This is a genomic window from Mesorhizobium sp. (assembly GCF_017306585.1).
GTDB lineage: Bacteria > Pseudomonadota > Alphaproteobacteria > Rhizobiales > Rhizobiaceae > Mesorhizobium.
The window spans coordinates 1-13,879 of the sequence record NZ_JAFKIC010000120.1; the positions used below are offsets into that span (position 1 = coordinate 1).

12 protein-coding genes are annotated in these 13,879 nt (G+C 64.2%); 6 read left to right on the forward strand and 6 right to left on the reverse strand.

Annotated elements, in window-relative coordinates:
• The coding region (locus J0I79_RS09660; RefSeq protein WP_292856874.1) for an FAD-dependent oxidoreductase at positions 1-2,245 on the forward strand (2,245 nt) is incomplete at its 5' end.
• A gap of 1 nt (position 2,246) precedes the next feature.
• Here the strand turns inward: J0I79_RS09660 and J0I79_RS09665 are convergent.
• Entirely contained in the window at positions 2,247-2,879 is a 633-nt protein-coding gene (locus J0I79_RS09665) for a class I SAM-dependent methyltransferase (protein ID WP_292856876.1), read from the reverse strand.
• 99 nt (positions 2,880-2,978) lie between these two features.
• On the opposite strand from J0I79_RS09665, the gene J0I79_RS09670 reads away from it, so the two are divergent.
• The gene (locus tag J0I79_RS09670) at positions 2,979-3,881 is read left to right on the forward strand and encodes a phosphotransferase family protein (protein ID WP_292856878.1); all 903 of its coding nucleotides are present in this window, start codon (positions 2,979-2,981) and stop codon (positions 3,879-3,881) included.
• A 12-nt stretch (positions 3,882-3,893) separates the two neighbouring features.
• On the opposite strand, the gene J0I79_RS09675 is transcribed toward J0I79_RS09670, so the two are convergent.
• From J0I79_RS09675 to J0I79_RS09685, 3 genes are all read right to left on the reverse strand, one after another.
• A complete protein-coding gene (locus J0I79_RS09675; RefSeq protein ID WP_292856880.1) occupies positions 3,894-4,817 on the reverse strand; it encodes a DMT family transporter in 924 nt (307 codons plus the stop codon).
• A gap of 130 nt (positions 4,818-4,947) precedes the next feature.
• A complete protein-coding gene (locus J0I79_RS09680) occupies positions 4,948-5,208 on the reverse strand; it encodes a hypothetical protein (RefSeq protein WP_292856882.1) in 261 nt (86 codons plus the stop codon).
• A gap of 88 nt (positions 5,209-5,296) precedes the next feature.
• Complete coding sequence (locus J0I79_RS09685; protein WP_292856884.1) at positions 5,297-6,589, reverse strand: amidohydrolase family protein; 1,293 nt, start codon at positions 6,587-6,589, stop codon at positions 5,297-5,299.
• Between the two features lie 205 nt (positions 6,590-6,794).
• Here J0I79_RS09685 and J0I79_RS09690 point away from each other — a divergent pair, with 205 nt between their 5' ends.
• Positions 6,795-8,549: an ABC transporter ATP-binding protein gene (locus tag J0I79_RS09690; RefSeq protein ID WP_292856988.1), complete on the forward strand. Its 1,755-nt coding sequence runs from the start codon at positions 6,795-6,797 to the stop codon at positions 8,547-8,549.
• 95 nt (positions 8,550-8,644) lie between these two features.
• On the opposite strand, the gene ilvD is transcribed toward J0I79_RS09690, so the two are convergent.
• Entirely contained in the window at positions 8,645-10,489 is a 1,845-nt protein-coding gene (ilvD, locus tag J0I79_RS09695) for a dihydroxy-acid dehydratase (protein WP_292856886.1), read from the reverse strand.
• 196 nt (positions 10,490-10,685) lie between these two features.
• On the opposite strand from ilvD, the gene J0I79_RS09700 reads away from it, so the two are divergent.
• The 3 genes from J0I79_RS09700 (at position 10,686) to J0I79_RS09710 (ending at position 12,173) form a co-directional block, all read left to right on the forward strand.
• Complete coding sequence (locus J0I79_RS09700; protein WP_292856888.1) at positions 10,686-11,030, forward strand: metalloregulator ArsR/SmtB family transcription factor; 345 nt, start codon at positions 10,686-10,688, stop codon at positions 11,028-11,030.
• A 114-nt stretch (positions 11,031-11,144) separates the two neighbouring features.
• Positions 11,145-11,672 carry an SRPBCC family protein gene (locus tag J0I79_RS09705; RefSeq protein ID WP_292856890.1) on the forward strand — a complete coding sequence of 176 codons (528 nt, stop codon included), beginning with the start codon at positions 11,145-11,147 and terminating at the stop codon, positions 11,670-11,672.
• A gap of 30 nt (positions 11,673-11,702) precedes the next feature.
• Complete coding sequence (locus tag J0I79_RS09710) at positions 11,703-12,173, forward strand: VOC family protein (RefSeq protein WP_292856892.1); 471 nt, start codon at positions 11,703-11,705, stop codon at positions 12,171-12,173.
• 79 nt (positions 12,174-12,252) lie between these two features.
• Here J0I79_RS09710 and J0I79_RS09715 read toward each other — a convergent pair whose 3' ends face one another.
• Positions 12,253-13,845 carry a peptide chain release factor 3 gene (locus tag J0I79_RS09715; protein ID WP_292856894.1) on the reverse strand — a complete coding sequence of 531 codons (1,593 nt, stop codon included), beginning with the start codon at positions 13,843-13,845 and terminating at the stop codon, positions 12,253-12,255.
• Positions 13,846-13,879: the final 34 nt, after the last annotated feature.

Consider the following 13,879-nt stretch of genomic DNA (forward strand, 5'->3'; position numbering starts at 1 on the left):
CAAATACTCCGTCGACCTCTACAAGGGGCTGGAGGCCGAGACCGGGCTCGCCACGGGCTGGAAGATGACCGGCTGCCTGCGGCTTGCCACCAATGACGACCGCTGGACCGAATATAAGAGGCTGGCGACGACGGCGAAAAGCTTCGGCATGGACATGCATCTCTTGTCGCCGGCCGAGGTGAAGGCGATGTGGCCGCTGATGGAAACCGGCGATCTCGTCGGCGCCTCCTGGCTGCCGACCGACGGCCAGGCGAGCCCCTCCGACATCACGCAATCGCTGGCCAAGGGCGCGCGCATGCATGGCGTCAGGCTTTACGAGGATGTGCGCGTTACCGGCTTCGAGATGAAGGACGGCCGCATCACGAAAGTGAAGACCAGTCAGGGCGACATCGCCTGCGACAAGGTGGTGAACTGCGCGGGACAATGGGCGCGGCAGGTGGGCGCGATGGCCGGCATCAACGTGCCGCTGCAGCCGGTCAAGCACCAGTACATCATTACCGAGAAGATCGACGGACTGGCGACGGACGCGCCGACGCTGCGCGACCCCGACCGGCGCACCTATTTCAAGGAGGAGGTCGGAGGCCTGGTGATGGGCGGCTATGAGCCCAATCCGCAGGCCTGGACCACCGGCGACGTGCCCAACGACTGGGAGTTCCGGCTGTTCGACGACGACTACGACCATTTCGAGCAGCATATGAGCCAGGCGATCGCGCGCGTGCCGGCGCTCGAAACCGTCGGTGTCAAGCAGATGATCAACGGGCCGGAGAGCTTTACGCCGGACGGCAATTTCATCCTCGGCGTGGCGCCGGAATGCCCCAACATGTTCGTCGGCGCCGGCTTCAACGCCTTCGGCATCGCCTCGGGCGGCGGCGCCGGCTGGGTGCTGGCGCAATGGGTGGTCGACGGCGAGGCGCCGCTCGATCTCTGGGTGGTCGACATCAGGCGCTTTTCCGGCCTGCACCGCGACCGGCAATGGGTGTGCGAGCGCACGCTGGAAGCCTATGGCAAGCACTACACGATCGGCTTCCCGCATGAGGAGTATGCAAGCGGCCGGCCGCGCATCGTCTCGCCACTCTACGACAGGCTGAAAGACCATCGCGCGGTGTTCGGGTCGAAACTCGGCTGGGAGCGGCCGAACTGGTTCGCGCCGCCTGACATCGAGCCGAAGGACATCTATTCGATGGGCCGGCAGAACTGGTTCGCTTCCGTCGGCGAAGAACACCGGCACGTGCGCGAGAAGGTCGGCATCTTCGATCAGTCGTCCTTCGCCAAATACGAACTGACCGGCCCGGATGCGGCGAAGGCATTGGACTGGATCTGCGCCAACGATGTCGGCAAGCCGGCCGGCAGGCTGACCTACACGCAACTGCTCAACACGCGCGGCGGCATCGAGGCCGATCTGACGGTGGCGCGGCTGGCCGAGGAAAAATTCTACATCGTCACCGGCACGGGTTTCCGCACCCATGACGCCTCATGGATCAGCGACCATATCGGCGAAGGGCTCGATGCCCGGCTGGCCGACGTCACCGAGGATTTCGGCACGCTGTCGCTGATGGGTCCGCGCGCACGCGACGTGCTTTCTGATGTGACCGATGCCGACGTTTCGAACGCGGGCTTCCCGTTCGGCCATGTCAGGGAGATAACCATATCAGGCCATACGGTGCGGGCGCTGCGCGTCACCTATGTCGGCGAGCTCGGCTGGGAACTGCATGTGCCGATCGCCGCGACAGGCGAAGTCTTCGACGCCCTGATGACCGCCGGCAGGCAGCACGAGATCCGCCCGGTCGGCTACCGGGCGCTGGAATCGCTGCGGCTGGAGAAAGGCTACCGCGCCTGGGGTTCGGACATTACGCCCAACGACACGCCGCAGGAGGCGGGGCTCGGCTGGGCGGTCAAACTCCGGAAGAACACCGATTTCGTCGGACGGCGCGCGCTGGAACAGGCCGGCGGGGCAGCGTTGAAAAAGCGCTTTGCCGGCTTCACGGTCGACGATCCCGAGATCGTTCTCGTCGGCCGCGAGACCATTCTGCGCAATGGCGAGCCGGTCGGCTATCTGACCAGCGGCGGCTATGGCTACACCTTGGGGAAAAACATCGGCTACGGCTATGTGCGCAACGCCGAGGGGGTGAGCGACGATTTTCTCGCCACGGGCAACTACGAACTGGTCGTTGCCATGGAGCGGACGCCGGCGAAGATCCACTTTGAGCCGATGTATGATCCGGCAGGGGCCAGGGTCAAAGCGTAGGTCAGTTCACACGCAGCACGAGGCCACGGCTGGGCACGGTGTCGGCTTCACCGGGCATCGATACGTAAGGACGCGTTTCCTCGAGGCGGGCGATCCGGCCCTGTGCCTCGAGTTCGGCGATGCGGGCGGCAAAGCCGTGATCCCAGAGCGTGTTCTTGACCGTGAGCACGATCACCCCGCCGGGCCGGCAGATGCGGATCAGTTCGTCCAATCCCTCGGCGCCGACATGGCCTGAGGTGAACACCCCGGCCGAGATGATGCCGGCATAGGCACCGTCGGCAAAAGGCAGTTCGCCGCCGAGCGCCAGGCAGTGCAGCGCCGAATAGACGCCCTTGCGCTTGGCCTGATCCAGCATGCCTTGCGAGATGTCGAGGGCCTCGACCTCGGGATAGCCGGCAATGTTCAGCCACTCGCCTATGAGCCCGGTGCCCGCGCCGGCATCGAGCAGCGGGGCCGCGCCGCGCGGCAGATGGCGGGCCAGCAGGGCAAGGCAGATGGTCGGATGGCGATAGCCGGCCGCCGACATGTCGGCGTCGTAGGTCTGGGACCAGCGATCATAAAGTGCTGCCACTTCTTCCGGCCGCTTGGCCGCGTAGACCTCGCCGAGCGCGCCCTGATGTTTGCTGTCCGCCACGTGCCCACCAAATTCCGTTGTCCTGCCGCGATGATAGCCAAACAGGGAAAATTGTGGAACCGTTGCGCCAAAGAAATAACGGCGTGGGGGCACGGGGGCATGACGATAGACGAGGCGCGGGCAAGACTGGCCGCCATCCCGATGCTGGCCGGCTACACAGGGCCGCTGGACCGGCTCGGCGGCCTTACCAACCTCGTCTTCCGGGCCGGCGACTTCTGCCTGCGCATTCCAGGCAAGGGCACGGAGGAATACATCAACCGCGCCAATGAAGCGGTGGCGGCGCGCGAAGCCGCGACAGCCGGCGTCAGCCCGCAGGTGCTGCATGCCGATGCCGCCAGCGGCCTGATGGTGACACGCTATATCGAGGGCGCCGAGACGATGTCGCCGGAGAAATTCCGCGACAGGCCGGGCAGTCCGGCGCGTGCCGGCGAAGCCTTCCGCAAGCTGCATCAATCCGGCGCGATGTTTCCCTTCCGCTTCGAGCTGTTCTCGATGATCGACGACTACCTCAAGGTGCTGTCGACCAAGGAGGTTGCGCTGCCCGCCGGCTATCACGACGTGGTGCGCGAGGCCGGTTCCGTACGCTCGGCCCTTGCCGCGCATCCGCTGCCGCTCGTTGCCTGCCACTGCGATCCGCTGTGCGAAAACTTCCTCGACACGGGCGAACGCATGTGGATCGTGGATTGGGAATATTCGGGGATGAACGACCCGCTCTGGGACCTCGGCGACCTCAGCGTCGAAGGCAAGTTCGGGCCAGAGCAGGACGAGGAGATAATGCGCGCCTATTTCGGCGGCGAGGCCAGGCCCGCCGAGCGCGGGCGCATCGTCATCTACAAGGCGATGTGCGACCTGTTATGGACATTGTGGGGGCTGATCCAGCTCGCCAACAACAATCCCGCGGACGACTTCCGCGCCTATGCCGATGGCCGCTTCATGCGTTGCAAGGCGCTGATGGAGACGCCGGAATTTTCCCGGCATCTGGCGGCGGTGCGTAGAGGTTAGAAAATCTGAGCCCTAGTTCACGCCCTTGGGGACGTTTTCCGGCGGCACCACGGTCTCGACCACCTTCTGGCGGTGGAAGATGAACAGGCCGGCGAGCACGATGATGCCGGAGCCGATCAGGATGCGCGGGCTCGGAACGTCGCCGAAGAAGACGAGGCCGAACACCACGCCCCACAGAAGCAGCGTGTAGTGCAGCGGCGCCAGCGTCGAGGCAGGGGCAAGCTTCAGCGCGCGCGTGATCATCAGATGGGCGCAGCACGAAACTATACCGAGTAGCAGCATGGCGCCGAAATCGAGTGCCGACGGCGTGGTCCAGGCGCCGATGGTCAGTGCGCCGCCGACCAGCAGCGTGCCGATCGTTTGCCATGTCACCAGGTTGGTGTCGCTGGTTCCGCGCAAGCGCCGATTGAGGATGATGGCAAAGGCGAAGGCAAGGCTGCCGGCGAGCGCGTAACCCGACGATAAGGAGAATGCCGATGAGGATGGCTTCAGCATGATCACCACGCCGCAGAAACCGATCATGATCGCCACCCAGCGGCGCCAGCCGACCTTTTCGCCAAGCAGGAGATGCGAGAGCGCCGCGACATAGATCGGTCCGGCCATGTAGAAGCTCATGACATCGGCAAGCGGCAGGTAGACGACAGCGGCATAGAAGAACGCGGTGTCGAGCGTGGTCATGACCACACGCAATATCTGAAGCTCGGGCCGCTCCATGCGAAACAGCTTGGCGGTGCCCTGGTTCGCAATCATCGGGCCGAGCACGAAGAAGGCGCCGATGGAGCGGATCAGCACCACCTGGCCGACGGAAAAACTGGCGACCAGCCATTTGCCCATCGCATCGTTGAGCGCGAACATGAAGTCGCCGGCCAGCATCAGCAGGATGCCGGCCAGAAGAACGTTCCGGATCGTGAAGTTCCGCGCCACGGGTTGCATCATGCCAATCCCGATTCCTTCCTTGCCTGAGCCGCCTCGTAGACGGAAGCAGCGGCTTTGACGAGGAAAAATCCCGAAAATGGCCCGAAAACGGCAAGGCCAGCGCCAGAAATCGGCTGGTTCTGGCCGTTTGTTACTTCGGTTGCGGCCTCACGATGATCGGCCTGTAGATCACCGGTCGGTCCCAGGGGTCGAAGGCCGATGTGCTCCTCAGCTCGGCACGACGATCGAGATCGATGCGCTGCAGGCATTCGGCGAACGCATCATTCTTCTTGAGGAAGCCGTAGGACCGGCACTTTGCCTCGTCAGCGGCGCGTCGATCCTGCGCCGACATCGCCGTGCAGCCGACGCAGGTCGCCGCCAGCACCGTCACCATCACCGCTTTGCGCCACATGAAACACCTCCTCGGATTAAAGTGGAGGCTGATTGTAAACTTATTCGCGGGCAACACGAAGCGGCCAACTTGATGCAGGCGGGGTGTCCTATTGGGCCTGTTCAGGCGCGCGGTGGCGGCGGTTCACCTGGGATGGCCTGCCGGCGATGGACAGCCTCGTATCCTGCCTCGTCCGCTCGGCGACAACCTTGCCCCTGGCGATGACGCAGATGCGCTCGGCGCGCAGGCGCAGGGCTTCGATCGGATTGCCGGCATCGAGAATGACGAGGCTGGCGCGCTTGCCGACGGCAAGGCCGAGATGATCGAGCCCCATGATCGCGGCATTGACGCTGGTGACCATGTCGAAGCAGCGCGCCATGTCGGCCGGGCTCGACATCTGGGCGACATGCAGGCCCATGAAGGCGACGTCGAGCATGTCGGCGGTGCCCAGCGAATACCAGGGATCGAGCACGCAATCCTGGCCCCAGCCGACACGGATGCCCAGCGCCAGCATCTCCTTGACCCGGGTCAGGCCGCGGCGCTTGGGGAAGGTGTCGTGGCGGCCCTGCAGCATGATGTTGATCAGGGGATTGGGAATGGCCGAAACACCGGCTTCGGCGATCAGCGGCAAGAGCTTCGAGACGTAGTAGTTGTCCATCGAATGCATCGAGGTGAGGTGCGAACCGGCCACCCTGCCCTGCAGGCCGAGCCGCTGCGTTTCGTAGGCGAGTTGCTCGATATGGCGCGACAGCGGGTCGTCGGTCTCGTCGCAATGCAGGTCGACCATCAAGCCGCGTTGCGCCGCGATCTCGCAGAGTTCGGTCACCGAGCGGGTGCCGTCGGCCATGGTGCGCTCGAAATGCGGAATGCCGCCGACGATGTCGACGCCCATGTCGAGCGCGCGGATGGTGTTCTGGCGCGCCGTCGGCGAGCGGTAGAAGCCGTCTTGCGGGAAGGCGACAAGCTGCAGATCGATATAGGGCGCCACCGTCTTCTTCACGTCGAGCAGCGCTTCGACCGCAAGCAGCCTGTCGTCGCAGACATCGACATGGGTGCGGATGGCGAGCAGGCCCATCGACACCGCCCAGTCGCAATAGGCGAGCGCACGGTCGCGCACGGCCTCATGCGTCAAAAGCGGTTTCAGCTCGCCCCACAGCGAAATGCCCTCCAGCAGCGTGCCGGACGCGTTGATGCGCGGAATGCCGTAGGAGAGCGTCGCATCCATGTGGAAATGCGGATCGACGAAGGGCGATGACACCAGATTGCCATGGGCGTCGACCTCGGTTCGGGCGGCCGCCTCCAGCCTGGGCTCGATAGCCGCGATCATCTCGCCGCTGATACCGATGTCGGCAATCCTGCCGTCAGCCAGCGTGCCGCCACGAACGATGAGGTCGAAATCCATCTGTCGCATCCCATTTCCAGAATCACCCACCCATGGTGGCGCAAAAGACAGCTTGCCGCAGCCGTTTCTTTACGAGCCCGCGAAAGGTTCCCTCTGGCCGTAACTCACTCTATAAGCCGCAATTCGTCCACGCAGCGATCGGCTTCGCACTCGAGGCCACATTCGCAAACCAGGGAAGTCCCGAGTGAACTTGAACTTGACGTTCCTGAAACGTGACGAACGCTCGATGGAGAACCAGCGCCTTATCGTGAGGCTGGTCAAGGAGTCCTTCGGGCAGCATAAGTTCGGCTATGGCGCGGCCATCCTGTCGATGCTGGTGGTGGCCGGGACGACGGCCGCCAGCGCCTGGATCCTGCGCGAAATCACCAATGAATTCGTCATCGACAAGCGGATCGATCGCGTCAACATGATCGCCCTGGCGGTCGCCGGGATTTTTATCCTCAAGGGCTTCGCCAATTTCATCCAGGCCTATTTCATGAGCCGGGTCGGCAATGCCATCATCGCCGACCGGCAGCGCAAGATCTATGACCGCATCCTGGCGCAGGGCATCGAGTTCTATCATTCGACCTCGTCGTCCGACCTGATCACCCGCATGACCAACAATGCCCAGGCGGCGCGCACGGTGCTCGACCTCATCGTCACCTCCTATGTGCGCGACCTGGTTACGCTGGTAGCCCTCATTGCGATCATGGTCTGGCAGCAGCCGGCGCTGTCTCTGATCTGCTTCGTCGTCGGCCCGCTGGCCATCTACGGTGTCAACCGCATCCTGAAGCGCGTGCGCAAGTTCGCCGCCATGGAGTTCCGCTCGGTCGGCCAGATCGTGCAGGTGATGCAGGAAACCGCGATCGGCGTGCGTGTCGTCAAATCCTTCAACCTCGAAGGCGCGATGCGCAAACGCATGTACAAGGCGGTGGCGGATGTCGAGGACCGGGCCAACAACATCGCCGCGCTGGAAGCGATCACCAGTCCTGTCATGGAGACGCTGGCCGGGCTGGCGATCGCTGGCGCCGTCATGGTCAGCGGCTTGCTGGTTCTGCAGGGCGGCCAGACGCCTGGCAACATCATGGCCTTCATCGCGGCGCTGCTGCTGGCCTACGAGCCGGCAAAGCGTCTGGCGCGCGTGCGCATTGCGCTGGAGAGCGGTATAGTCGGCGTGCGCATGATGTTCCAGCTCGCCGACGAGCCGCTGACGCTGGCGGAGAAGCCGGATGCAAAGCCGCTTCGGGCCGGTCCGGGCGAGATCCGCTTCGACGCTGTCAGCTTCGCCTATCAGAATGGCCCGCCGGTGCTCGACCGTTTCGATCTGACAATGGCACCGGGCAAGATGACGGCGCTGGTCGGGCCGTCAGGTGGCGGCAAGTCGACGATCCTCAATCTGATCATGCGCATGTACGACCCCAAGAGCGGCAAGGTGCTGCTCGACGGCCAGGACATTTCCCATGCGACGCTCGCTTCGCTCAGGGAAAAGATCGCCTATGTCAGCCAGGAGACGTTCCTGTTTGCTGGCACGATCATGCACAACATCCGGCTCGGGCGTGATGGCGCGACCGACCAAGAGGTGATTGCCGCCGCCAAGGCAGCCAACGCGCACGACTTCATCATGGCGCAAGCGAACGGCTATGAGACCGATGTCGGCGAGAATGGCGGCCTTTTGTCGGGGGGCCAGCGCCAGCGCATCTCGATCGCGCGCGCCATGCTACGCAACGCCGAGATCCTGCTGCTGGACGAGGCGACCAGCGCGCTCGACGCCGAATCTGAAGCGCTGTTTCGCGATGCGCTGCAACAGCTGACCGAAGGACGCACCACGATCGTCATCGCGCACCGGCTCTCGACCGTGCACCAGGCCGACACCATCGTGGTGCTGGAGGGCGGCAAGGTGGTGGAGAGCGGGCCGCATCGGGCCCTGCTCAACCAGGGCGGGCTTTACCAGAAGCTCTATGAATATCAGTTGATGCCGTGATGGTGCTGCGCTCGCTTCTGAAGCGTAAGCGCTGCCCCTCATCCGCCTGCCGGCACCTTCTCCCCGTATAGGGACGGGGAGAAGGAACTTGAACCTTACTCCGGCACGTGCCTCACCGCGCCCTTGTCGGCGCTGGTGGCGAAGGCGGCGTAGGCGCGCAGCGCCGTCGTCACCTTGCGCTTGCGCTTTTCCTGCGGCTTCCAGGCCTGGGCGCCACTGGCCAGCATCTGCGCCCGGCGCGCCTCAAGTTCGGCGTCGCTGATGGCGAGACGGATGGTGCGGTTGGGGATGTCGATCTCGATGGTGTCGCCTTCCCTGACCAGCCCGATCGTGCCGCCTTCGGCGGCTTCCGGGGAGACGTGGCCGATCGACAGGCCTGATGTGCCGCCGGAGAAGCGGCCATCGGTGACCAGCGCGCAGGCCTTGCCCAGGCCCTTCGACTTCAGATAGCTGGTCGGGTAGAGCATTTCCTGCATGCCGGGGCCGCCGCGCGGTCCCTCGTAGCGGATGACGACGACATCGCCGGCCTTGATCTCGTTGGCGAGGATCGCCTTGACCGAAGCGTCCTGGCTCTCGAACACGCGCGCCGGCCCGGTGAATTTCAGGATCGATTCATCGACGCCCGCGGTCTTCACGATGCAGCCGTCGAGCGCCAGGTTGCCCTTCAGCACGGCGAGGCCGCCGTCTTTCGAGAACGGCGTCTTGGCCGAGCGGATGACGCCCTTCTCGCGGTCCGTGTCGAGCTCGTCCCAGCGGCGGTCCTGGCTGAAGGCGACCTGCGTCGGCACGCCGCCGGGGGCGGCGAGGAAGAAGTCGCGGACGTTCTGGCTGGAGGTGCGGGAAATATCCCAATGGTCGAGCGCCTCGCCGAGGCTTGAGGTGTGCACGGTCGGCAGGTCACGATTGATGAGGCCGGCTTCGTCGAGCTGGCCGAGGATGGCCATGATGCCGCCGGCACGGTGGACGTCTTCCATGTGAACGTCGGACTTGGCTGGCGCCACCTTGCAGAGCACCGGAACCCGCCGCGAGAGCCGGTCGATATCCTCCATGGTGAAGTCGACCTCGCCTTCATGCGCGGCGGCCAGGATGTGCAGCACGGTGTTGGTCGAGCCGCCCATGGCTATGTCGAGCGTCATGGCGTTCTCGAACGCGCCCTTCGAGGCGATGCTGCGCGGCAAGGCGCTCTCATCGTCCTGTTCGTAATAGCGCTGGGCCAGATCGACGACGAGATGGCCGGCCTCGACAAACAGGCGCTTGCGGTCGGCATGGGTCGCCAGCGTCGAACCGTTGCCCGGCAGCGACAGGCCAAGCGCCTCGGTCAGGCAGTTCATCGAGTTGGCGGTGAACATGCCCGAGCACGAGCCGCAGGTCGGACAGGCCGAGCGTTCGATGACCTTGACGTCCTCGTCGGAAATCCTGTCGTCGGCCGCCGCGACCATGGCGTCGACCAGGTCGAGCGCCTGCGTCTTGCCGGCCAGCACCACCTTGCCGGCTTCCATCGGGCCGCCGGAGACGAAGACGGTCGGAATGTTGAGCCGCAAGGAGGCCATCAGCATGCCGGGCGTGATCTTGTCGCAATTGGAGATGCAGACCATGGCGTCGGCGCAATGCGCATTGACCATGTACTCGACGGAATCGGCGATCAGCTCGCGCGACGGCAGCGAATAGAGCATTCCGTCATGGCCCATGGCGATGCCGTCATCGACGGCGATGGTGTTGAACTCCTTGGCGACGCCGCCCGCCTTCTCGATCTCGCGCGCGACGAGCTGGCCCAGATCCTTCAGATGGACATGGCCCGGCACGAACTGGGTGAAGGAGTTGACCACGGCGATGATCGGCTTGCCGAAATCGCTGTCCTTCATGCCGGTGGCGCGCCAGAGGCCACGGGCGCCGGCCATGTTGCGGCCATGAGTGGTGGTGCGGGAGCGATAGGCAGGCATGATTTTTCCTTAGCTGGCTGGCTGCGCTCGATGCGGAGCGTGGCGGCGCTGAATTCGGACCGCAGGCGTTATAGACGCCATGATCCGGTCTGGCCAGAATTTTGCAATGCGCCAGCATTACTGGCGGCCAGTTGACGGCGCGGGCTGATCCATATATAGCCATTTGGGTATATACCCTTTTAGCTATGGAATATCCATGAACCAGTTGGACGCCACTTTTGCCGCGCTTGCAGACCCCACCCGCCGCGCGATCCTGGCCCGCCTCATCCAGGGCGAGGCTTCGGTGATGGAACTCGCCGAGCCCTTCGCGATGAGCCAGCCTTCGATTTCGAAGCATCTCAAGGTGCTCGAAAACGCCGGGCTGATCTCGCGCGGCCGCGATGCGCAACGCCGGCCGTGCCGGCTCGAAGCCAAGCCCCTGGCGGAGGCCAATGAATGGCTGGAGCGTTACCGCAAGATCTGGGAAGGCAATTTCCAGCGCCTCGACGCCTTGCTCGGCGCTTTGCAGGCCCAGAAGCCCACGGGCCAATCGGAACAATAGCTGAGGCCGGGCGTATCCGAACGGGCTCGGGCTTTTAAAAAAGCGGGACCCGTGTCGGGTAGCCAACCAACCGAACGTCCTTGGGTAAATACCCGCGATTGAGGAGAAACCACCTTGAGCACCACACGCCTGCCCGGTTCGACGGTCGCGACGCTGACCGTTACCACGCCCTCCGATCGCGAGGTCCAGATCGTCAGGCTGTTCGACGCGCCGCGCCCGATGGTCTTCGACTGCTGGACCGTGCCTGAACTGCTCAAGGGCTGGCTGCATGGCCCGGACGGCTGGCGGCTGGCGGTCTGCGAGATCGACCTCAGGGTCGGCGGCGCGACGCGCTATGTCTGGCGGCATCGCGACGGGCGCACCATGGGCATGAGCGGCGCCTATCGCGAAATCGTGCACCCAAGCCGGATCGTCGCCACCGAACTGTTCGACGAGGACTGGACCGGCGGCGAGACGGTTGGAACGGTCGTCTTCACCGAACAGACCGGCAAGACCCTGCTGACGCAGACAGTGCTTTATGCCTCCCAGGCGGCGCGTGACGGCGCGCTCGGCACCGGCATGACCAGAGGCATGGCCGAAAGCTATGCCCAGCTCGACGCCTACCTGATTTCACTCCAGGGCGCCTCGAAGGGCGCCGCCTGATTTCCCGCAAAGCAACCCGAGGAGAAGACCATGCAAAAGATCACCACCTTCCTGTGGTTCGACGGCCAGGCCGAAGACGCCATGAACCACTACCTCTCCATCTTCAAGAATTCGAAGGTGCTGAGCGTCACGCGCTGGCCCAAGGGCCACGCCGACGAGGGCAAGGTGCTGGTCGCGTCGTTCGAGCTCGACGGCGTGCAGTTCCAGGCGCTCAATGGCGGCCCGCAATACAAGTTCAGCGAGGCGATCTCGCTCTCGATCGATTGCAAGACGCAGGCCGAGGTCGATCATTTCTGGACGAAGCTGACCGAGGGCGGCGGCGAACCCGGCCCTTGCGGCTGGCTGAAGGACAAGTTCGGCGTCTCCTGGCAGGTCGTGCCGGAGCAGTTGCCGCGCCTGCTTCAGGACCCGGACAAGGCCAAGGCCGGCCGCGTCATGGGAGCGATGATGCAGATGGGCAAGATTGATATCGCCAAGCTCGAAGCGGCTGCGAAGGGGTAAGCGAGCCCCTCAACGCCAGCGCTGCCCCTCATCCGCCCTTCGGGCACCTTCTCCCTGTGAAACGGGGAGAAGGAAGAGTTCAAGCCGCCTTGTCGCGGACTTGGTAGTCCTTGATGGTGGCGAAGCGGATCGCCTTCCAGCGCTCTGCCTCGTAGTTCAGCGAAAAGGCATGCTGGGCGAGGAACACCGGATCGTTGTCGAGGTCGCGGGCGATATCGCCGCGATGCGCTTCGACAAAGCGATGAAGCTCGGCCTTGTCGTCGGCCGAAATCCAGCGGCACACCGAAAAGCGCGACATCTCGAAATCCACCGGCAGCGTGTATTCGATGTTAAGCCGTTCCTTCAGAACGTCGAGCTGCAGCGCGCCGACGACGCCGACGATTGCGGGTGAGCCGTCCTCGGGCGAAAACAGCTGCACGACGCCCTCCTCCGCCATCTGGTGCAGCGCTTCCTTGAGTTTCTTGGCCTTCATGGCGTCGCCGAGACGGACACGGCGCAGGATTTCGGGAGCGAAGTTCGGCACGCCGCGAAACAGGATTTCCTCGCCCTCGGTCAGCGTATCGCCGATGCGCAGCGTACCGTGATTGGGGATGCCGACGACATCGCCGGCAAAAGCTTCGTCGGCGGTGACGCGGGTGCGGGCGAAGAAGAATTGCGGCGCCGACAGGCTCATCGGCTTGCCAGTGCGAACCAGCTTGGCCTTCATGCCGCGCTCAAGCTTGCCCGAGCACACGCGCACGAAGGCAATGCGGTCGCGGTGGTTGGGGTCCATATTGGCCTGGATCTTGAAGACGAAGGAGGTCATCTTCTCCTCCGTCGCCTCGACCTTGCGGCTGTCGGCCTCCTGCGCGCGCGGCGGCGGGCCGAAGGCGCCGAGCGCCTCGATCAGGTCGCGAACGCCATAATTGCGCAGCGCCGAGCCGAAATAGACCGGCGTCAGATGACCTTCCCGGAAGGCTTCGATGTCGAGTGGCCGGCAGGCTTCCCGCGCCAGTTCCAGTTCCTCGATGAAAGCCTCGCGCTCATTGTCCGGCAACAGGCCGGCGACGCGGTTGGAATCGGGACCGTTGACGGGCGTGCGTTCCTTTTCGTCGTCGCCCCTGCGCACGGCGTTGAGCGCCAGATGATAGGTGCCGGAGAACGTCTTGCCGCGGCCGATCGGCCAGCTGATGGGTGCCGTATCCAACGCCAGCTTCTGCTCGATCTCGTCGAGGATCTCGAACGGGTCGCGGCTCTCGCGGTCCATCTTGTTGACGAAGGTGATGATCGGAATGTCGCGCAGGCGGCAGACCTCGAACAGCTTCAGCGTGCGCGGCTCGATGCCCTTGGCGGCGTCGATGACCATGACGGCGCTATCGACCGCCGACAGCGTGCGATAGGTGTCGTCGGCGAAATCCTCGTGGCCGGGCGTATCGAGCAGGTTGAAGACCGTGTCCTCATACTCGAAGGTCATCACCGAGGTGACGACCGAAATGCCGCGTTCGCGCTCGATCTTCATCCAGTCGGACCGTGTCTGGATGCGATCCTTCTTGGCCTTGACCTCGCCGGCGAGCTGAATGGCGCCGCCGAACAGCAGCAGCTTTTCGGTCAGCGTGGTCTTGCCGGCGTCCGGGTGGGCGATGATCGCGAAGGTGCGGCGGCGCGCCACTTCCTCTGGTATTGTGTCGGGCATTCCTGGGATATCCGTATGACAGGCCGGGCTTCTA

Excerpts from the sequence above, each read along its gene's own strand:
- J0I79_RS09670 (WP_292856878.1), top strand. The coding sequence starts at position 2,979 with ATGACGATAGACGAGGCGCGGGCAAGACTGGCCGCCATCCCGATGCTG.
- J0I79_RS09675 (WP_292856880.1), bottom strand. The coding sequence starts at position 4,817 with ATGATGCAACCCGTGGCGCGGAACTTCACGATCCGGAACGTTCTTCTG.
- J0I79_RS09680 (WP_292856882.1), bottom strand. The coding sequence starts at position 5,208 with ATGTGGCGCAAAGCGGTGATGGTGACGGTGCTGGCGGCGACCTGCGTC.
- J0I79_RS09685 (WP_292856884.1), bottom strand. The coding sequence starts at position 6,589 with ATGGATTTCGACCTCATCGTTCGTGGCGGCACGCTGGCTGACGGCAGG.
- ilvD (WP_292856886.1), bottom strand. The coding sequence starts at position 10,489 with ATGCCTGCCTATCGCTCCCGCACCACCACTCATGGCCGCAACATGGCC.
- J0I79_RS09700 (WP_292856888.1), top strand. The coding sequence starts at position 10,686 with ATGAACCAGTTGGACGCCACTTTTGCCGCGCTTGCAGACCCCACCCGC.
- J0I79_RS09710 (WP_292856892.1), top strand. The coding sequence starts at position 11,703 with ATGCAAAAGATCACCACCTTCCTGTGGTTCGACGGCCAGGCCGAAGAC.
- J0I79_RS09715 (WP_292856894.1), bottom strand. The coding sequence starts at position 13,845 with ATGCCCGACACAATACCAGAGGAAGTGGCGCGCCGCCGCACCTTCGCG.